Origin of the sequence: Actinocatenispora sera (assembly GCF_018324685.1) — a bacterium.
Classification (GTDB): Bacteria; Actinomycetota; Actinomycetes; order Mycobacteriales; family Micromonosporaceae; genus Actinocatenispora; species Actinocatenispora sera.
In genome coordinates this window covers 1,830,093-1,850,997 of the sequence record NZ_AP023354.1, presented here as the reverse complement: position 1 = coordinate 1,850,997, position 20,905 = coordinate 1,830,093, and the positions used below count along the sequence as shown (strand labels likewise).

The 20,905-nt window shown below is 73.3% G+C and carries 12 protein-coding genes; 4 read left to right on the top strand and 8 right to left on the bottom strand.

Annotation, left to right across the window (positions count from 1 at the left end):
* Positions 1-960: 960 nt before the first annotated feature.
* Positions 961-2,202 carry a type VII secretion protein EccE gene (gene eccE, locus Asera_RS08875; protein ID WP_030448994.1) on the bottom strand — a complete coding sequence of 414 codons (1,242 nt, stop codon included), beginning with the start codon at positions 2,200-2,202 and terminating at the stop codon, positions 961-963.
* A gap of 309 nt (positions 2,203-2,511) precedes the next feature.
* On the bottom strand, positions 2,512-3,819 hold the full coding sequence (locus tag Asera_RS08870; protein WP_169745908.1) for a S8 family serine peptidase: 1,308 nt from the start codon (positions 3,817-3,819) through the stop codon (positions 2,512-2,514).
* A gap of 305 nt (positions 3,820-4,124) precedes the next feature.
* Here Asera_RS08870 and Asera_RS08865 point away from each other — a divergent pair, with 305 nt between their 5' ends.
* Both Asera_RS08865 and Asera_RS08860 read left to right on the top strand, forming a co-directional pair.
* Positions 4,125-6,539: a SpoIIE family protein phosphatase gene (locus Asera_RS08865; RefSeq protein WP_084132597.1), complete on the top strand. Its 2,415-nt coding sequence runs from the start codon at positions 4,125-4,127 to the stop codon at positions 6,537-6,539.
* Positions 6,540-6,629: 90 nt separating this feature from the next.
* Positions 6,630-8,216: a protein kinase domain-containing protein gene (locus Asera_RS08860; RefSeq protein ID WP_051802872.1), complete on the top strand. Its 1,587-nt coding sequence runs from the start codon at positions 6,630-6,632 to the stop codon at positions 8,214-8,216.
* Between the two features lie 130 nt (positions 8,217-8,346).
* On the opposite strand, the gene Asera_RS08855 is transcribed toward Asera_RS08860, so the two are convergent.
* The 4 genes from Asera_RS08855 to Asera_RS08840 form a co-directional block, all read right to left on the bottom strand.
* A complete protein-coding gene (locus Asera_RS08855) occupies positions 8,347-9,105 on the bottom strand; it encodes a phosphatase PAP2 family protein (protein ID WP_084132599.1) in 759 nt (252 codons plus the stop codon).
* A 59-nt stretch (positions 9,106-9,164) separates the two neighbouring features.
* The gene (locus Asera_RS08850; protein ID WP_157035123.1) at positions 9,165-9,959 is read right to left on the bottom strand and encodes a DUF4097 family beta strand repeat-containing protein; all 795 of its coding nucleotides are present in this window, start codon (positions 9,957-9,959) and stop codon (positions 9,165-9,167) included.
* Positions 9,960-10,072: 113 nt separating this feature from the next.
* Positions 10,073-10,633 carry a response regulator gene (locus Asera_RS08845; RefSeq protein ID WP_030449000.1) on the bottom strand — a complete coding sequence of 187 codons (561 nt, stop codon included), beginning with the start codon at positions 10,631-10,633 and terminating at the stop codon, positions 10,073-10,075.
* A 97-nt stretch (positions 10,634-10,730) separates the two neighbouring features.
* On the bottom strand, positions 10,731-15,158 hold the full coding sequence (locus tag Asera_RS08840; RefSeq protein ID WP_212804538.1) for a HAMP domain-containing protein: 4,428 nt from the start codon (positions 15,156-15,158) through the stop codon (positions 10,731-10,733).
* Between the two features lie 383 nt (positions 15,159-15,541).
* On the opposite strand from Asera_RS08840, the gene Asera_RS08835 reads away from it, so the two are divergent.
* A complete protein-coding gene (locus Asera_RS08835; RefSeq protein ID WP_030449001.1) occupies positions 15,542-17,650 on the top strand; it encodes a SpoIIE family protein phosphatase in 2,109 nt (702 codons plus the stop codon).
* Positions 17,651-17,722: 72 nt separating this feature from the next.
* Here Asera_RS08835 and mycP read toward each other — a convergent pair whose 3' ends face one another.
* Entirely contained in the window at positions 17,723-19,030 is a 1,308-nt protein-coding gene (gene mycP / locus Asera_RS08830) for a type VII secretion-associated serine protease mycosin (protein ID WP_244843801.1), read from the bottom strand.
* 231 nt (positions 19,031-19,261) lie between these two features.
* Positions 19,262-19,840 (bottom strand): hypothetical protein, encoded by a 579-nt coding sequence (locus Asera_RS08825; RefSeq protein ID WP_030449003.1) that lies wholly within the window; start codon positions 19,838-19,840, stop codon positions 19,262-19,264.
* A 273-nt stretch (positions 19,841-20,113) separates the two neighbouring features.
* Between Asera_RS08825 and Asera_RS08820 the strand changes: the two genes are divergently transcribed.
* On the top strand, positions 20,114-20,809 hold the full coding sequence (locus Asera_RS08820) for an SDR family oxidoreductase (protein WP_051802873.1): 696 nt from the start codon (positions 20,114-20,116) through the stop codon (positions 20,807-20,809).
* The last annotated feature ends 96 nt before the right edge of the window (positions 20,810-20,905 follow it).

Here is a 20,905-nt window from a genome sequence, read left to right as displayed (position 1 = left end):
GCTGGCGCACTCCTGGGGGAACGGTATTCGCTCGCGGCACACCGTTTCCCTGCGGTGCACCGTTTCCCCGCGCCACCGTGTTCGCCCGGGCCACCGTGTTCGCCTCGGGCACCGTGTTCGCCTCGGGCACCGCGTTCGCCTCGGGCACCGTGTTCGCCGGCTGGCCGGGAGCTGGCGGTAACGGTCGCGCCGGGGAACCGGGCGGAGCTGGCACCGGGACGGCAGGCGGCGACGCCGGGCGCGCGGTGGCCGCCGCCCTGCCCTGCGGCGCACCGGCGGCAGGCAGCGGGGCGTCGGCCGGCTGTGCCGGGCGGGTGTCGCACCGCGCCGGCGCATCGGGAACGGACCGGCGTGACGCGCCCGGAAACGAGGTAGCCGGGAGCGCCGACTGCGGCGGCGCGCCCGGGATCTGCTGCCGCAGTGCGCCGGCCCGCCGTCCGGCCGGAGCACCGGGTGGGGCCGGCGCGGTGGCGGGACCGGGTCGATGCGGTGTCGCGGCACCGGGCGCCCGCGGCGGCTCGGACCGGGCTGACGGTTGCTGCGGTTGCGGCGGCCGGGCCGACCCGTACGTCGTGCCTGGACGGGCCCGGTCGACCTCGCCGGCTGTACCGGACGGCGGCGGCCCGGGCTGGTCGACCGGCGCGCCCGGCGCGTACATGGCGGGCTGGGCCGGCGGCCGACCAGCGGCCGGCGATTCGCCCGGCGCAGCCCGACCGTACGTGGTGGGCGGGGCCGGCGGCCGACCGGTGGCCGGCAATTCCGGCCGACCGGGCGCGGGCGGCTCTCGCCGACCAAGCACCTCCGGTTCGGGCCGACCGGTGGTCGGCTCGGCGGGGCGGCTGTGGCCACCCCGGGTGCCGTACGTGGTCGGCTGCGGGTCGGGCTCGCTGTCGTCGTCGCGGGAGTGCCGGCCGCGGGGCGGTTCCGGCTCGTCCGGCCGGCGCGGGGATCCGTAGACGTTCACTGGGCGCCACCCCCGCTCGGCGCCGTCGCGTACACCGACGGCGCCTGCTCTCCGTTGAGCCGGAACAGCTTGGCCCGGGACACGTTCGCCAGCTGCTGCAGCGCCCGGCAGTTGCCGGTCAGCTGTTCGGGCTGCGCGCCGACGCGGACCAGGGTGCGGAAGTCGATGCCGTCGTCGCTGGGCGACATGGTCACCGCGACGCTGGTCAGCACCGCGGGGGTGCGGGCGAGGCGGCCGATCACGCCGCTGATGTCGCGCAGCCGCGGCCAGTCGCGCACCCAGAAGCACGCGTGCGCCAGCCCACCGGCCCGCCAGCTGGACCACTCCTCGCCGATCTGCCCGACCGAACCGGGATCGACGTACCCGGTGACGCCACACGACTGCGCCAGCGCGTCCCGGACACCCTCGGCGTCGAGCAACTCGTACTCCAGGCCGGCGCCACCGATCGCCTTGCCGAGCCGGCCGACCGCGGTGGACAGGGCCCGGTGCACCCCGTCGACGCCGCCACCGCGGGTGGCGGTGGCCCGCGACGCGCTGGTCGGGTCGAGCCGGACCGCGACCCAGCACCGCTGGTCGATCGGCTCGACGCCCATGTCGCTCGCGGCGAGTTGCCGGTACGAGCGGGCCGCCGGCGCGGTGTCGTCCAGCATCGCCGCCGGGCCGGGAATGGTGTGCACGACGATCTGCAGCACCGAGACGCGCAGGCCGCCCTCGTCGAGCACCCGGGCCATCGCCTCCAGCGGCAGCGCCTCGGTCGGGTCGCCGCGCAGCCCGGTGCGCGGCGCGACCGCGACCACCGCGAACCAACCGGACTCGTCCTGGCCGATGCCGATCCGGTTGCCCCGGTCCTCGATCGTGCGGATGGACAGCTCCGGCACCAGCCGGCGCAGCGCGGCGAGCCGGGCGTCGTCGGTACTCGCGCCGCGGCCGCCCCTGCGTCGCCGGTAGCGCCGGCGCAACACCAGCCAGTCGGTCCACCAGTGCCCGCCGGTCCGGCCGAACGCCACGAACACCAGCACCAGGGCGAGCACCGCGGCGCCGCCGAGCCACGAGGCGGGATGCAGGTTGGCTGCCACGATCAGCGCGGCCAGAGCGACCTCGAGCAGGACGAACTGGCCGACGCGCACGCCGCCGAACCGGCGCCGGCCGCCGCGCGGTGCGAACGTCACCTCGCCGGCGTTCGCGTTCTCCAGCCGGACGGCCCCGTGGGCGCGCGGTGGTGCCTGCGTCATCACCATGGCTGGCCATCCCTTCCCCGTCTGCCTACCCGTGGTCGCCGCACCGGCGTGCTTCCGACACACCGATGGAGACCCGCCGCGTGCCCGCACACCATCACGATCAGCATCAGCGTGCACGCAGCCGGTACGGACGGGAACCTATCGTAGGGACGCCACAAAACCGTCAACCCTCGCGCGTACGCCCATCCCGTACGGCCGGGGCGGCACGACGCACCGGGCACCGAGGCGAGTCCGGGGCGCGCTGCATCTACCGAAACGGCAGGCGACAACCGGTGCTCACCACGCGTCGGAGCGGCTGACCGTCAGTCGTCAGCGACCGGGTGGGGGCGGACCCCACTGCCCCGCCGGTACCGGCTCCCTCTCCGGGTGCTGCCACTGCGGCGGTGCCTGCTGCGGCTCGCCGTACCCGACCGGGCCGCCACCCGGTCCGCCGGGCGGACCACCCGGGCCGCCGCCACCGCCGCCGCCACCGCCGTTGTTGCCACCGCCGCCGCGGCGGCGCGACCGCAGCGTCACGATCACCACGATCAACACCAGGATCAGCAGCGCGGCGACCACGATCACCGCGATCAGCACCGCGGTGGACAGGCCGCTGTCCGAGTTGTCCGTACCGCTCGCGGAGCTGACCGTGGCCACGCCGCCGGCGGCGAGCGGGTTGCCGTCCGCCTTCGGTACCTGCGGGGCCAGCGCGGCGGCCGCGTCGACCGCACCGAACCCGTACACCGGGTCCCGGCCCTTGGCGCCGAGGTCGTGCGCGGTGGCGATGAGCCGGTTGACCGCGCCGGCCGAGGAGATGTCCGGGTACTTCGACATGATCAGCGCGAGCATGCCGGAGACCAGGGCGCTCGCGCCGCTGGTGCCGTTGGACGTCTCGTACTCCTTGCCGGGCACGCCGGTCGGGAAGCTGATCCTCTCGGCCGGCGCGGCCAGCACGGTGCCCTTGCCGGTGCTGGAGCCGGCCCAGGTCGAGCCGTTCCGGCCGAGGCCGGAGACCGCGACCACGCCGGGTACGTCGGCCGGCCGGCCCAGCGGCGCCTCCGGGTCGTCGCCGGTACTGGCGACGAGCACCGCCCTGTGCTCGGTCGCGTACGCGATCAGCTGCCTCTTCCAGGGCGCGTCGGCCGGATCGGCCTGGTCGTTCACGCCGAACGACATGTTGACCACCCGCGCGCCGTGGTCGATCGCGTAGTGCACCAGCCGGGTGATGGTGTTCGGGGGCAGCAACGAGGCCTGCTCGCCCTTGATCGCAGAGACCGGGAGGATCTTGGCCTGCGGCGCGACACCGGGCATGTCGCCCGTGCCGGCGATCAGCGCCGCCATGCTCGTACCGTGGCCGTCCCGGTCGCGGCGGCCATCCCCGCCGCCCGGGTCGAAGCCCGGCACCACCCGGCCGGAGAGCTCCGGGATCGGGTTCACGCCGCTGTCCAGGACCGCCACCGTGACGCCCTCGCCGGTACTGATCTGCTGCGCCTGCGGGAGATGGATCGCGTCCGGGTACCAGTTGACGGCTTTCAGGTCGGGGGCGGCCGACACCACACCGGGCAGGGCGACGGCGGCGAGCAGCCCACCGACCAGAGCGCCGACGGCACCCGCCCGGAGTGCCGATGTTCTGCGCACAGCGTCCTCCCGTTTTGACGGATTCGGGCTCACCATAGCGACTCGGGGGTGGCCCGACGTTCCCACCCGCGACGCGGTGCGGACCACCGTCCGCGCGGGCCGGGCGGTACGCTCCACCGCGACCCGTCGTACCCAGGAGGCCGGCCGACCGTGACAGGGGGTGTCTCGATGGCTCCGCCCGTGCGAGCCGGAATCCGTTCGTCCGCCCCCGGGGCGGAGGTGCGGGTGGTGCACGCCGGTGTCGTCCGCGCTCGGGCCGACGCCGCGAGCGAGCAACCAGGCCCGGCGCAGCCGGGTGGCAGGCCATGAAGACACCCCCTGCGCAGGCGGGACGCGACGGTGAGGAGCCGTCGGCCGGTTCGGCCGCGGTGCCCGATTCCGGCGCCGACCCGGCGCAGCCGCAGGAGGCGCTGGCCGGGGTCGTGGCCCGGCTGCGGGACGAGCTGGCCGGCATGCGCCGGGCGATGCGCAACCGGGCGGTCATCGAGCAGGCCAAGGGCATGCTGGTGGAACGGCTCGGGGTCGGCCCGGACGAGGCGTTCGATCACCTGGTCCGGCTCTCCCAGCGCACCAACATCAAACTCGCCGAGGTGGCCGCGGCGCTGGTCGGTGCGACCGCGCCGGCGCCGGAGACCGAGCGGCCGGCCGCGTTCCTGGACGACGAGCTCGACCAGTACCTCGCGCACGCCCGGCGCCGCGCCGCCGACCGGCCGGTACCGGAACAGCCGCGGGCCCGGCAGCCGGAGGTCGAGGCGCTGCAGGCGCAGCACCAGCTGCTGTCCGCGCGCATCACCACCGCCCGGGAGTACCCGCAGCTGGCCGAGACGGTCGCCGAGGCCACCGTGGGCTGGCCGCCACCGGCCGCCGTGTCGATCCTGCTGCGCGACCCGGCAGACCAGCTGCAACCGGTCGGTGGGTACGGCAACGACGGCGCGGCGCCGCTCGCGGCCACCGCCGGTACCGCGTTCGAGCGGTCCGACACGGTGTGGGTCGCCGACTCCGGCGACGCGGCGTTGCGTTCGGTGCTGGCCGTACCGCTGTCCGCCGGTACCGAGGTGGTCGGGGTGTTGGCGGTCGGCTGGCGGGAGCCGACCGAGCTGAGCGCGCAGGCACACCGGTACCTGGTGGCGCTGGCGACGCCGATCGGCGGCCGGGTGGGCCGGCTGACGACCGCCGAACTGCCGGCCACCGAGGCCGATCCGACCCGCGCGGTGCTGGACGCGATACCCACGCCGGGGGTGCTGCTCGGGCCGGTGCGCGACGACGAGGGGCGGGTCGTCGACTTCCGGTTCGAGTACACGAACGCCGCCGCGGCGGCGCTGCTGACCGCGCTGGCCGGGCCGGACGCGACGGACCGCACCCTGCTCGCGGTGCTGCCGGACACCGGCAGCCGGCTGCTGCTCGGCGAGTTCGCCCGGGTGCTGGCGGACGGCGAACCGGCCCGGCTGGGCGACGTGACGATCGACGCGGCGGCGGACGGTACCGAGGAGTCGCTGGTGGCGCGGATCGACGCGACCCGGCTCGGGGACGGCGTGCTGTGCCTGTGGCAGCGCCGGTCGACCGCGGAGGAGCTGCACGACCAGCTGCTGCAGGCCGAGCGGATCGGCCGGCTCGGCTCGTTCCGCTGGGACCTGCGCACCGGCGCGGCCCGCTGGTCACCGGAGATGTACCGGCTGCTCGGCCGCACCGAGGAGCAGGGCGCGCTGCCGCTGTCCGAGAGCGGCGAGTACGTGCACGCCGACGACTGGTACGCGGTGCAGGAGGCGATCCGCGGCGCCCTGCTCGCCGGCCGGGCGTTCACCGTCGAGCACCGGCTGGCGGACGCGCCGGCGCGGCGGCTGCGGCTCAGCGGCGAGCCGGAGTTCGACTCCGACGGTGCCGTGTGGGCGATCCGCGGCACGGCGCAGGACGTCACCGAGGAGCGGGCGGTCGAGTCGCAGCTGCGCCGCGCGCAGGAGGCGCTGGCCGCGCAGAAGCAGCGGCTGCGGGCCGAGTCGCAGGCGGCGGCGACGATGCGGGACGCGCTGCTGCCGACCGACCCGGAGCTGACCGAGACGCCCGGGATCGCGGTGTCCGGACTGTGCCGCTCGTCCGAGGCGACCGGCCGGGTCGCCGGCGACTGGTACGACGTGTTCGCACTGCGCTCCGGCCCGGCCGGCGCCTCGACGTACCTGGTGGTCGGCGACGTCACGGGTTCCGGCTTGGCGGCGACGGTGGCGGCGGCCCGGCTGCGCAACGCGGTACGGGCGTATGCGGTGCTCGGGATGGATCCGGGCGAGCTGCTGTCCGCGCTGAACCGGATGATCGGCGAGCTCGGTGCCGGGCAGCTGGCCACCCTGGTGGTGGCCCGCTACCAGCCGGCCGAGCACCGGATGCAGTGGGCCGCGGCCGGCCAGGCGGCGCCGCTGCGGTACGCGCCGGACGGTACCGCGAGCGTGCTGACGGGTCCGCTCGGGCTGCCGGTCGGCGCCGCGCCGGACATCGCCTACCAGCAGGCCGCGGTCGACCTGCCGCCCGGCGAGCGGCTGCTGCTCTACACCGACGGCCTGGTGGTGCGGCGGGACCGCACGCTGGCGAGCGGCCTGGAGGCGCTGCTGCACGTCGGTGAGCACGTCGACCTGGGAGACCCGGTGGCGCTGGTCGATCACGTCACCGCGACGCTCGGTTCGGCGCCGGACGACGACCTGTCGGTCGTCGTCGCCACCCCGACCGGCGACTGAACCGCACGCGCCCCGGTGTGACCCGACACACTCCCGGTTTGGGGGTGCGGGGAACCGGGTAACGGGGCCGCTTCCGGCAGACTCGGGCAGGTGCACAGCGTGCGGGCGGACACGGTACTGAACGGCCGGTACCGGTTGCGCCGGCGGCTCGGCGCCGGCGGGATGTCCGTGGTGTGGCAGGCGTACGACCGGGTGCTGGAGCGGCAGGTCGCGATCAAGCTGCTGACCGGCACCGGGCCGGACACCGACCGGATCCGGGCCGAGGCGCGGGCCGTCGCCCGGCTGACCCACCCGCGCATCGTCAACGTGTTCGACTGCGCCGAGTCGACCGGCCCGGACGGCGGGGTGCTGCCGTTCGTGGTGATGGAGTACGTGCCGGGCCGGTCGCTGGCGGACCGGCTGGACGACGGTCCGCTGCCCTGGCCGGCGGCGGTGACGGTGGCCGCCGAGGTGGCGGACGCGCTGGCGGCGGCGCATGCGCAGGGCATCGTGCACCGCGACGTCACCGCGGCGAACGTGTTGCTCGGCGAGACCGGCGCGAAGGTCGTCGACTTCGGCATCTCCGCGGCGATCGGCGACCGGGACGCCCCGCCCGGGGAGAACAGCATCCTGGGCACGCCCGCGTACCTGTCGCCGGAGCGGCTGGCCGGGCTGCCCGTCGAACCAGCCTCCGACGTGTACTCGCTGGGCGTGTTGCTGCACGTGCTGCTGACCGGCGAGACCCCGTTCGGCGGCGACACCACCACCGACGCCACCGAGGCGCACTGGTACGGGCCGCCGGCGGCGTTGCCGCCGATCGACGGCCTGCCGACCGCGGTGGACCGGCTGCGTCGCCGCTGCCTGGCGAAGCGTGCGAAGGACCGGCCGACCGCGGCGGAACTCGCGGTCGAGCTCACCGCGCTGGCCGAGGCCGCCGACCGGCCAGCGGACGAGCTCGCCGCCCGAGCCGCCGACCAGCCGTCCGCCGCGGTCACCGGTGTGGCGGCCGGCAGCCCCCTCGCGATGCCGGTACCGGCCGGCGAGGCCGGACCGGCCGCCCCGCCGGTCGAGGAGCGCCGCCGGGTCGGCCCGCTGGGCCGGCGCGCGGCGCTGGTGGCGGCGGTGGTCCTGGTGCTGGGAGTCGCGGTGGGTGCGTCGGTGGCGGTCTGGCCGGCGGACCGGCACACCGACCGGACGGCGCCGGACGTCGCCCGGCCCGTCACCGCCGCCAGCACCGGCGCGGCAACACCGAGCCCGCACAGCGGTACCGGTTCGGTCAGTGCCAGCCCGTCGCCGTCGGCGCGGCCGAGCACCCGCACCAGCGCCGCCTCGGCGCGCCCGTCGGGCTCGGCGCACCGGTCGGCGTCCTCCGAGGCCGCGACCGCCGGCGACTGCACGGTGGGCTGGTCGTACCGGAGCCGGCAGGACGCCGGGTACACCGCGACCGTGCTGGTGCGCAGCGACCGGAGCCGGCACGGCTGGACGCTCACGTTCCGGCTGCCGGCCGGCCAGCGGATCACCGGCGGGTGGAACGGCCGGTTCGACCAGGACGGTTCGACCGTCACGGTGCGGTCCGCCGGGTGGAACGACGACCTGACCAGCCAGGGGGTCAGCATCGGCTTCACCGCGACCGTCGCCCACGACAGCGGCCCGGGCAGCGGGTTCGCGCTCGACGGCGGCGCCTGCCGCATGGTGTGACCCCGCGACGGCAGCCTCGGCCGGGGCGGTGTGGACCCGCGACGGCGGCCCCGCCGGATGGTGTGAGCCCGCGACGGCCGCGGTGGCCGGGCGGTGTGCGCGGCGCGTGCCGGGTGGTGTGGACCGCGGATCAGCGGCCGGTGCCGACCCGGGACGGGTACGGCGGTCGGTCGTCCCGGCCGGATCGGTCCAGCGCCGGCAGCCAGCGCCGCAGCGGGGGCATCCGGGACAGGCCGGCGAGGAAGACGACCGCGGTGGCGGCCGCCAGCGCGCCGCCGACGGTGTCCCCCGGGTAGTGCACGCCGAGGTAGACCCGGGAACCCATCACGAAGACGGCGAAGATCGCGCCACCGATCGCGACGCCGCGCTTCGCCGCCGGCGGTACCAGGATGACGGCGGTGACCACGATCGCCCATGCCGCGGCGGAGTGGCCACTCGGGAAGCTGCCGCTGCTGGCCGACTCCAACCAGAGCTTCCTGGTCGGCCGGTGCTCGTCGATCAGCGCCTTCGCCACGTAGGTGACGCCGGTGGTACCGATGAGCACGCCGAACACCCGCAGCGCCTGCCCACGGCGGCGGGCGAGCAGCAGCACGATCGGGATGACGAAGCCGAGCACCGCCCACAGTTCCGGCGTCGCGACCAGCGTGAACGCCTTCGCGACCGGGGTGAACAGGCCGTTGCGCGCCGACGAGACGAGCCAGTCGGCATCGGTGCCGGCGCTGGTCATCGGGCCGGTCTTGACGAACAGGCCGAGCAGCAGCAACACGATGCCGAGGCCGACGCCCGCGCAGATCAGTCGCGCGCCGAGCGCCGCGGACGGCCCGTACGTGCCCGCGGCGAACTCGGCGTCCGGGGTGCGTACCGGCACCCGTACCCGTCCAGCGCTCATCGGATGAACCTTAGCGTGCGGCGAGGTCGGCACCGGCCGGCGCCGGGATGTGGCCGCGATCAGTCCCCCGACCGGTCGCCGGCGTCCGGGTCCGTGGACGGACCGCCCGGTGCGTCACCGGTACTGATGGTCACGTCGCCGTTGTCGGTGGTGGCGACGAGGGTCCGTTTCGCACTGTCGTTGTCGGTCAACTGCGAGTTGACCTCGCCGTATTTCGTCCCGGTTGTCACGTGATAGGCCGAATCGGGTACCGTCAGCAGGATGTTGCCGTACGAGGACCGCGCGGCCACCCGCGTCGGCGCGTCGGCGAAGCCGAGCGAGATGTCACCGCTGTCGCTTTCGGCCATCACGTCGCCCGACCCCAGCCGGCGGGCCGTCACGTTGCCGTAGTCGGTGGACGCGCGGATCCGGCCGGACAGCTTCGTCAACGACAGGTCACCGTGCTCGGACACCACGTTGAGGTCGTTGCCGAGCCCGTTCGCGACGACGTCGCCGTACGTCGTCGACAGCGACACCTTGACCCCCGGCGGCACCGCCACCTGGTACTTCGCCTCGCAGTTCAGGTTGACCCCGACGCACGGCGCGGTCACCCGGAGCTCGTCGCCGTGCAACCGCCAGGTGGCCCGGTCCCGCGCCTTACCGGTGAGCCAGCGCTGCACCTGCACCGTGCCGGCCCTGCCCCGCACCAGCGTCACGTCGTTGTCGACCAGGACCGTCACCGCGTCGCCGGACAGGTCGAACGACCGGGCGCTGTGCGTGCTGTCGCCGGACAGCCCGACGTTCATGTCGCACCCGGTCAGCGCCACGCCCGCGACCAGCAACGCGGCCACCACCAACCCGCTTCGTACCCGCACCGTTTCTCCCCGCCTCGAAGTCACCCTCACGCTACGGATCGGGCGTTGGGGGCGGATCCGGGTTGCACCCGGAGCCGCCCCGGAGAAATCTCCGGGGCGCGGGACCTGGTCGGTCAGCGGTCGAGGACCTCGTCGGCCTCGCCGAGGATGGCGAGCGCCTCGGACGCGGCCGAGCCGTCGTTGCCGCGCAGCACGTCCGCCGCTCTGTCCATGATGGACACCAGCGAGCGCTGCTCGGCCTCGCGGGCCTTCGCGGTCGCGGTCTGCTCGGCCAGCTGCTGGTTCTTCAGCCACAGCTCGACGAAGACGGAAACCTTGGCGCGCAACACCCACGGGTCGAACGGCTTGGTGATGTAGTCCACCGCACCGGCCGCGTAGCCGCGGAACGCGAGGTGCGCGTCCCGGTCGACCGCGGTGAGGAAGATGATCGGTACGTGCCGGGTGCGCTCCCGCTGCTTGATGTGGCCGGCCGTCTCGAAGCCGTCCATCCCGGGCATCTGCGCGTCCAGCAGGATCACCGCGAAGTCCTCGCTGAGCAGCCGCTTCAGCGCCTCCTCGCCACTGCCCACAGCGATCGGATCGACCGGCATCCCCTGCAGGATCGCCTCCAGCGCGACCAGGTTCTCCCGCCGGTCGTCGACCATCAGTACCCGGGCGCGTCGCGGTGCTGTCATGTATGCGTTTCCCTTCCCCATCGCACGGCCGATCCGAGCCGGTCTCCCCCGTGACCATTCTCGCCCTGCCCGTCGGCGGCGCCAACGGGCCGGTGGGTCATTCCGCCGCGTCCCGGTTGGGCAGCCAGGACGCCATCAGGTCGAGCAGCTCGTCCAGATCGACCGGCTTGGCGATGTAGTCCGAAGCGCCGGCCTCCAGGCTCTTGTCCCGGTCGCCCGGCATCGCCTTCGCGGTCAGGAACACGATCGGCAGGTCGGCGAACTCGGGCTTCTGCCGGATCAGCTGCGTCGTCTCGTAGCCGTCCATCTCCGGCATCATCGCGTCCATCAGCACGATGTCGACCGGTGCCTCGTCGGCCAGCTTCTGGATCCCGTCGCTGCCGTTGTCGGCGTACAGCACCGTCATCCCGTGCATCTCGAGCGCGCTGGACAGCGCGTACACGTTGCGGATGTCGTCGTCGACGATGAGCACCCGGATGCCGGACAGGTCCGGTGCCGCACCCCGTTCGGCGTCGGTACCGGCGGTGGCCTCGGTCTCGGCATGCCGCTCCGCCGGCGGCGCCACGATCGGTACCAGCGCCTTCGCCGCCTCCTGCACCGACACCGGCTTCCACGGCTCGGACGGCCGGGACGACAGCGCCGCGGCGGTCTCGGCCGGCAGTACCGCCGGGATGGTCAGGGTGAACGTGCTGCCCTCGCCCGGCTCGCTGCGCACCGTGATCATGCCACCGAGCAGCTTCGCCGCCTCCCGGCTGATCGACAGGCCGAGACCGGTCCCGCCGTACTTGCGGCTGGTGGTGCCGTCTGCCTGCTGGAACGCGTCGAAGATGAGCTGCAGCTTGTCCTCCGGGATGCCGATGCCGGTGTCGGACACCGCGAACGACACGGTCTGCTCGGCGTCATCGAGCGAGGCGACGCCGAACCGGGTGTCGGCCGGCGTCGGCTCGACCCGCAGCGACACCTTGCCGCCCGGCTCGGTGAACTTCACCGCGTTGGAGAACAGGTTGCGCAGGATCTGCTGCAACCGCTGGGCGTCGGTGATCAGCCGGTCCGGCACGCCGTCGGCCACCGACACCGACAGCCGCAGCTTCTTCTCGTTGACCTGCGGCTGGAACGCCTGCCGCACGTACCCGGTGATCTCGTCGACCGGGACCTCGGCCGGCTGCACGTCCATCCGGCCGGCCTCCACCTTGGACAGGTCGAGGATGTCGTTGATCAGCACCAGCAGTTCCGAGCCGGAGCTGTGGATCGTCCGGGCGAAGTCGATCTGCTTGTCCGACAGGTTGCGCTCCGGGTTGTCGGCGAGCATCCGCGCCAGCAGCAGCAGGCTGTTCAGCGGGGTCCGCAGCTCGTGGCTCATGTTCGCCAGGAACTCCGACTTGTACTGCGAGGCCCGCGCGAGCTGCTGCGCCTTCTCCTCCAGGCCCAACCGCGCCATCTCGATCTCGCGGTTCTTGACCTCGATGTTCTGCTTCTGCTCGGCGAGCGCGGTCGCCTTCTCCTCCAGTTCCAGGTTGGTGCGCTGCAGCTCGTTCGACTGGTCCTGCATCTCCCGGGCCAGCCGCTGCGACTGCGTCAGCAGCTCCTCGGTACGCCGGTTGGCCAGGATCGTGTTCAGCGCGATCGCGATCGTGGTGACCAGCCGGTCGAGGAACGTCAGGTGCAGCCCGGAGAACGTACCGAACGAGGCGAACTCGATGACACCCAGCGGTTCGCCCTCGAAGATCACCGGCAGCACCACCACGTCGGACGGCGGCGCGGTACCGAGCCCGGAGCGCACGGTGAGGTAGCCCTCCGGCGTACCGGTGATGCGGATGGTGCGGCGCGACAGCACCGCCTGGCCGACCAGCCCCTCCCCCGGCGCGAACACCACCTCGGTGCCGGGCGAGACGTAGCCGTACGAGGAGACCAGCCGCAGCCGGGGCACCCCGGCCTCCTCCCGGTCGTACATGAAGAACGCGCCGACCTGCGCGTTGACCAGCGGAGTCACCTCGTTCATGATCATCCGGCAGACCTCGCCGATGTCCCGCTGACCCTGCAGCAGCGCCGAGACCCGGGCCAGATTGGAGTTCATCCAGTCCTGCTCGGCGTTCTTCTTGGTGGTGTCGCGGAGCGTGACGATCATCTGGTTGATGTTGTCCTTCAGCTCCGCGACCTCGCCCATCGCCGCGACCGCGACGGTACGGGTCAGGTCGCCGCGGGTCACTGCGGTGGACACCTCGGCGATCGCGCGCAGCTGGGTGGTCAGCGTCGACGCCAGCTGGTTGACGTTCTCGGTCAGGTCCTGCCAGGTGCCGGAGACGCCCTTGACGTGCGCCTGACCGCCCAGCTTCCCCTCGGTACCAACCTCGCGGGCGACCCGGGTGACCTCGTCGGCGAACGACGACAGCTGGTCCACCATCGTGTTCACCGTGTTCTTCAGCTGCAGGATCTCGCCCTGCGCATCCACGGTGATCTTCTGCGACAGGTCGCCCTTGGCGACCGCGGTGGTGACCGAGGCGATGTTGCGGACCTGGGAGGTCAGGTTCGACGCCATCGAGTTCACGTTGTTGGTCAGGTCCTGCCAGGTACCGGAGACGCCGGCGACCCGCGCCTGGCCGCCCAGGTTGCCTTCCGTACCGACCTCGCGGGCCACCCGCGTCACCTCGTCGGCGAACGACGACAGCTGGTCGACCATCGTGTTCACCGTGTTCTTCAGTTCCAGGATCTCGCCCTGCGCATCGACCGTGATCTTCTGCGACAGGTCACCCTTGGCCACCGCGGTCGACACCTGCGCGATGTTGCGCACCTGTGCCGTCAGGTTGCCGGCCATCGAGTTCACGTTGTCGGTCAGGTCCCGCCAGGTACCCGACACGCCCGAGACCCGGGCCTGACCGCCCAGCTTCCCCTCCGTACCGACCTCGCGGGCCACCCGGGTGACCTCGTCGGCGAACGACGACAGCTGGTCCACCATCGTGTTCACCGTGTTCTTCAGCTGCAGGATCTCGCCCTGCGCATCCACGGTGATCTTCTGCGACAGGTCACCGTCGGCGACCGCGGTCGACACCTGCGCGATGTTGCGGACCTGCGAGGTCAGGTTGGACGCCATCGAGTTGACGTTGTCGGTCAGGTCCTTCCAGGTACCCGACACGCCGTGCACGTCGGCCTGGCCGCCCAGGTTCCCCTCGGTACCGACCTCGCGGGCGACCCGGGTGACCTCGTCGGCGAACGACGACAGCTGGTCGACCATCGTGTTCACCGTGTTCTTCAGTTCCAGGATCTCGCCCTGCGCATCCACGGTGATCTTCTGCGACAGGTCGCCCTTCGCGACGGCCGTGGACACCTGGGCGATGTTGCGGACCTGCGAGGTGAGGTTGCCGGCCATCGAGTTGACGTTGTCGGTCAGGTGCCGCCAGGTACCGGAGACGCCGGAGACCCGGGCCTGACCGCCCAGCTTCCCCTCCGTACCGACCTCGCGGGCGACCCGGGTGACCTCGTCGGCGAACGACGACAGCTGGTCGACCATCGTGTTCACGGTCGACTTCAGTTCCAGGATCTCGCCCTGCGCGTTGACGGTGATCTTCTGCGACAGGTCGCCGCGGGCGACCGCGGTGGACACCGACGCGATGTTCCGCACCTGCGCGGTCAGGTTGGCGGCCATCGAGTTCACGTTGTCGGTCAGGTCCCGCCAGGTACCGGAGGCGCCGCGCACGTCCGCCTGGCCGCCGAGCTTCCCCTCGGTACCGACCTCGCGGGCCACCCGGGTCACCTCCTCGGCGAACACCCGGAGCGTGTCGGTCAGCGAGTTGATCGTGTCGGCCAGCTCGGCGACCTCGCCCTTGGCGCCGACGGTGATCTTGCGGGACAGGTCGCCCTGCGCGATGGCGGTCGCCGCCTGGGAGATCGACCGGACCTGGTTGGTCAGGTTCGACGCCATCAGGTTGACCGAGTCGGTCAGGTCCCGCCAGGTACCCGACGCTCCCCGCACGTCCGCCTGGCCGCCGAGCTTCCCCTCGGTACCGACCTCGCGGGCCACCCGGGTCACCTCGGCGGTGAACGTGGAGAGCTGGTCGACCATCGCGTTGACGTTCTGCCCGATGCGGGAGAACTCGCCCTTCAGCGGCCGGTCGTCGATGGTCAGCTCCGAGCGCTGGGACAGGTCACCGGCCGCGACCGCCTCGATCACCCGGGCGAACTCGCGGTTCGGCCGCACGAGGTCGTCGATGACCTCGTTGATCGAGCCGGCGGTCTCCTGCCAGCCGCCCTCCAGCGCCTCCTGGTCGAGCCGTTCGGCCAGCCGGCCCTCCCGGCCGACCACCCGGCAGATCCGGCGGACCTCCCGGGTCGACCGCCGGTGCACGGCCACCACGTCGTTGAACCGGTCGGCGACATCGCCGGCCAGCCCGTTGCGGCGGGTCAACCGGACGTTGAAGTCGCCCTGGCGGAACCGGCTGAGCGCCTCCGCCAGCTCCACCAGAACCGCCTCGGCGGCCGTACCCTCGACCGGACCGCCGGTCGGCGCGTCCGTCCTGTCCACCGTCGTCATTGCTCGCTCACTGCTCCTCGCGGACGTCGGCCACGTCGTACGAAACCCTACGGCTGGACGTGGCTACGTGCACAGGCCGTAGCGACACGATCAGCGGTAGGGTTCTGGCCCAGTCAACCGCACGACCCGCCCGACCTTTCGGGCACCAAAAGCAAACAGGTACATTCTTCGCCCAGGAATTTGCAGTCTGCCACAACCGCAACGGGCCGGCAGCCGACGGTCACCGGTTCCCGCCGGCGCTCGGTATCGTGTGACAGGGCCGCGGCGACGCCGGTGCCGGACAATGCACCGCAGATGCCTACATCGCACCGAAAGTGCGGTGACTGCGGGTGCCGGCGCGCCGGTGTCGACTCCCGGTACGAACCGGGGAAACGGGAGGTGGGGTGACCACTGCGGTGCATCGCCGGCTACGGCTGCCCGCCGACTACCGGTCACCGGCGGCGGCCCGGGCCGCCGTGCGCGAGGTGCTCGTCGAATCCGGCCAGAGCGACCTGCTCGACGAGGCGCTGCTGCTGACCACCGAGCTGTCGACCAACGGTGTGGTGCACGCCGGTACCGACCTCGACGTCGACATCGCCGCGGACGAGCGCGGCGTCACCGTCACGGTCACCGACTACCGCGGCGGGCCGATCGAGACGAACCTGCTCACCCCGGACGAGACCGCCGAGCACGGCCGTGGCCTGCTGCTCGTCGACCAGTTCGCCACCTCCTGGGGCACCACCCACGACCCGACCGGCAAGGGTGTCTGGTTCCGGCTGGAGCGCGGCGGCCCACCGGCCCGCACCCGGTACGGGCAGCCCACCCGGCCGCGGCCCGAGTCGCCGGAGGCGGCCGCCACCGGCCCGGCCGACGCGCTGGTCTGGCTCGTCCACGTACCGGAGGACCTGCGGCAGCGGCTGACCCTGCCGCAGCTGCTGTCCGAGCTGCTGCTGCGGCTGTGCGAGGTGATCGGCGCGGCCGGCGGCGCGGTGTACGTGGACGCCTCGGACGGCCGCGGCCAGCGGATGGTGGCCCGACAGGGCACCGCCGGGCTGCCGGTGGTGGAGGCGCCGGACGGCATCGCCGCCCCGGAGGCCGAGCCCGAGACCACCGAGTCCGCACCGTCCGAGTCGGTGCCGCTGCCGCTGCCACGGCCACTGTCCGGCCGGATCGAGCTGCACACCGCGCCGGACGCGCCGCTCACCGAGTCGTGGCACTCGCTGGCCCAGCTGTCCGCGGAGCGGATGACCATCGCGATCGAGAACGACCGCCTGCGCGACATGGATCGGGCGCGGCGCAGCTGGCTGACCTACCTGGCCGAGGCGAGCGAGCTGCTGGCCCAGTCGCTCGACGTGGAGCTGACCCTCGCGCTGGTTCCGCAGCTCGTCGTGCCGCGGCTCGGCGAGTGGTGCGCGCTGCACGTGTTCGACGAGTTCGGCGACCTGAGCCTCGCCGCGTCCACGCACGCCGACGAGGGCGCGCTGCCGCTGCTGCGCCGGCTGCTGTCCGGCCGCGACGAGGAGGAACTCGCCGACCGGCTGGCGGAGGCGGCACACGGCGACGGCGTCGTCGCGCTGCCCCGGCCGGCCGAGGGCGTCGCGGTACCGCTGATCGCGCGCGGCGGCGTGCTCGGCACCCTGTCCGTCGGCCGCCCGCCCGACCGGCTGCACGCGCCGGACGACGTCACGATCATCTCCGACATCGCCCGCCGCGCCGCCCTCGCCATCGAGAACGCACGCATCCACGCCGAACGCGCCGACGTCTCGCAGGCGTTCCAGCGGGCGCTGCTGCCGTCGGCGCTGCCGACCGCGGACGGCGTCACGTTCGCCGCCGAGTACGAGCCGGCGAGCACCGGCACCGACGTCGGCGGCGACTTCTACGACGTGCTGGAGCTGGGCAGCGACCAGTGGCTGATGTGCATCGGCGACGTCTGCGGCAAGGGTGCCCAGGCCGCCGCGCTGACCGGCGTGGTCCGGGACGTGATCCGGGTACTGGTCCGGGACGGCCGGCCGCTCGGCCGGATCGTCGAGCTGCTCAACCAGACCCTCCTCGACCAGCACGACGGCAACCGGTACTGCACCCTCGCGATGGCCGTGGTGGCCCGCGCCGCGGACGGTGCGCTGGAGATCGAGCTCTGCCTGTCCGGCCACGACAAGCCGTTCTTGGTGCGGCCCGGCGGCGGGCCCGAGGGCGGCGAGGTGCCGAACCCGGAACAGGTCGGCGAGTGCGGGACCGCGGTCGGGCTGCTGCCCGACGTGACGGTGACGCCGGTGAAGTTCCGGCTGGCGCCGGGCGATGCGCTGGTGTTCTTCACCGACGGGGTGACCGAACGCCGCCGCGGTACCACGCTGTTCGGGCACCACCGGTTGCGCCGCGAGCTGCGCGGCCTGGCGGGAGCGCCCGCGGCGACGATCGCCGGCAAGCTGACCGACGCCGTCCTGTCGTTCACCGCCGACCCGCCCCGCGACGACATCGCCGTCCTCGTCCTCCGCAACGAACCCACGGCCCCCTGACACCGCATCCAGTCAGCTGCGGCCTCTGACACCGCGCGCCGATCGGGTGCGGCGCCGGATGCCGCGCGCCGGTCAGTTGAGGTGGACGTCGACGGTGAAGGTGGCGCTGCTGTCGCTGCCGGGTAGCCGTACGGCGGTGGTGGCTGGCGGTTCCGGTTCGATCGGCGGCGGCGCGGTCGGGTCGTAATCGGGGGGCCGGCGCCGGGTCGACCGTGGCCCGGGCAGCCGGCCGCGCAGCCCGGGGCGCCAGCCGCGACGCCGGCCGGCCGGTACGACGACGGCAAGGAGCAGCAGCGCGATCACCACGGCGAGCAGCCCGACCGCCGCCCACAGCGCCGCGGTCCGGACCGGGTCCGCGGCGCCGGTACGGCTCGCCGCGGCGGGCAGCGCCCCACCGGCGGCGGTCGCGGCGCCGTTCGGCTCGCCGAGCACCTCGGTGAGCGCCCGGTACGGGTTGACCACGCCGTAGCCGACCTCGTCGTTGTGCCCGTCGACGGGGTGGTCGGCGGTGGCCTCCAGCCGGGTCGCCACCTGGTCCGGCGTCAGCTCCGGCCGGTACGCGCGGATCAGCGCCGCGGTGCCGGCCACCACCGGCGCCGCGAAACTCGTGCCCTTCTCGGAAAGGTAGCCGGAGCCGATGCCGGCCGGCGCGACGATGCCCGTGCTCGGCGCGGCCAGGTCGACCCAGTCGCCGGTCACCGACTCGCTGTCGTGGCCACCGGACGAGTCGATGCCGCCGACCGCGATGACGTCCGGATACGCGGCCGGATACCTGGGCTTGTCGTCGGCCTGGTTGCCGGTGGCGGCCACCATGACCACGCCGTGCTCGTGCGCGTACCCGACCGCGGACCGCAGTTGCGGGCTGTCCTCGGTGGTCAGGGACATGTTGATGACCGTCGCGTCGTGGTCCACCGCGTACCGGATCGCGGCGGCGATGCGCGGCGACCCGTGCTCGAACGTGCCGAGGTCCTCGGCGATCCGGATCGGCAGGATGGTGGCTTCCGGTGCCACGCCGTAGAAGCCGGAGCCGTCGACGCGCTTGCCGGCGATGATGCCGGCGACCATCGAACCGTGCCCGGCGCAGTCGGTGTCGGCGGTCCCCTTGCCGCGGACCAGGTCGGTGCCTGCCTCGACCCGGCCGGCGAGCTGCCGGTGCTGCGCGTTGACGCCGGAGTCGAGCACCGCGACGGTGACACCGCTGCCCTGGCTGATCGGCCAGGCCCGGTCGGCGGCGATGCGCTTGACCGCCCAGGGCTGGTAGTCGAGGTTGTCGCTGTCGCCGTGCGAGCACTGTGGGGCGGCGTCGGCGCCGGTCGGCGCGGCCACCGGGGCACCCAGCGCCGCCATCGTCAGCGCCGCGACCGCCAGCCGCCACGGCACGCCCACCCGGCGCCGGACGCCGCGGTCCGGCCGGTGCCGACGGTCCGTTCGGTCCGAAGCTGCGGGTAGCCGTGGCATCACCCGAGCGATCCTAGAGCCCGCAACAAAGCGGGCGGTCGGCGCCTGCTGGGGGGCACCGTCCGACTCCCGGTACGGCAGCGGCGACGCCGGTGGGCCCGCCGGTACCGGCGAGCCCACCGCGGCGTCGCCGCAGGTGTCCACTATGGACAGTCAGGACAGGAACGGGACGTAGTCGCCGATCTTGTTCGCCAGGTGCTTCGGCAGGTCTGCGTTGAGCCAGGTGAAGGTGCCGAAGTGGTCGACGACCGCGATGCCGATGCCGGCCAGGCCGATCAGGATCGACAGTACGGCCACGAGCCGACCGCCGACGTGCGCGCGCCGCGCGCTGATCAGGCCGATCACCGACAGCAGGATGCCGAACGCGGCGACGACCGCGCCGACCCGCGCCAGCACCTCGGTGACGCCGAGGGTCGCGCCGGCGACGGTGCAGATCAGGCCGATGGTGATGGGAAAGCTGGTACGCGCCTTGCGCCGCTCGTCGTCGTCGAGGTCGAGCGACGACGGGCTGCCCGCCGCCGGGCTGCCGAACGGGTTGGTCGGAGTGTTGCCGCGCTCCGGCAGTCCGCCGAGCGCGGTACCGGCGAACGGGTTGTCCTCGTCCGCATCGGTGCGCCACGGGTCGGCGGTGCCCGGCCGGGACGCGGTCTGAGTGCTGGTGTTGCGCAGTGGCAGGCGGTGGGTCACCGGATCGTCTCCGGAGTTGATGCCGCCACCGTTCGGATCGGTCACAACTCGCCTCCTCGGTGCGTCTCTCGGGTGGTTGGTTCGCCGGGACGCTTGGTTGTGTAACACGGATCGACACCGTTTGGGCAGACCCGTACGCACCGGGGCCGCCAGCTCGCGGTGCGCAGTCGTCACCCGCATACCGCCATCGGCGACTCACCGCATGCAGGCACGTTGCGGCGCGCAGGTTCCGTGACATGAAAACTCTCACGTCGTATTTGCGTTAATTACTCGTTTTGCCGGCACCACGCAAGGTGCGGACAGTAATACGGTGGGGACATGCGGGTGGTTGTGGCTGGTGGGCACGGGAAGATCGCACTCCGACTGACGCGCCAACTGGTTGCGCGTTCCGAGGCCGTGGTCGGCCTGATCCGCAATCCGGACCAGGCCGACGAACTTCGTGAGCTGGGCGCACATCCGGTCGTGCTGGATCTGGAGTCGGCGACTCCGGAACAGGTGGCCGAGCAGGTCCGGCACGCCGACGCGGTGGTGTTCGCCGCCGGCGCAGGCGCGGGCAGCGGCGCCGAACGCAAGCAGACGATGGACCGCAACGGCGCGATCCTGCTCGCCGACGCGGCCCGGCTGGCGGGCGTCCAGCGGTACCTGCTGGTCTCGTCGATGGGCGCCGGCGCACCACCGCGGCCGGGCACCGACGAGGTGTTCGCCGCGTACCAGAGGGCCAAGGGCGAGGCCGAGGAGGAGTTGCGGCACCGGCAGGACCTGGCGCTGACCATCCTGCGACCGGGCCGGCTCACCGACGACCCCGGTACCGGGCGGGTGCGGCTGGCGCCGGAGGTCGAGCCGGGCGAGGTGACCCGGGACGACGTGGCCTGGGTGCTGGCCGCACTGCTGGACGAGCCGGACACCGCAGGATTGACGTTGGAGCTGGTCGGCGGCGGTGCGTCGATCGCGCAGGCGGTCTCGTCGGTGGCCCGCACCGGGCACGGCGTCCGGCCGGAGCCGAACGGCCCCTGATCGCGCCGGCCGCACCGGCCATGCCGCGACGTCGGTGTTTGTTGACCCGGCAGTGCCGGCGCCGTAGTTTTGGCCGTACCAGGAGCGACTCGCCGG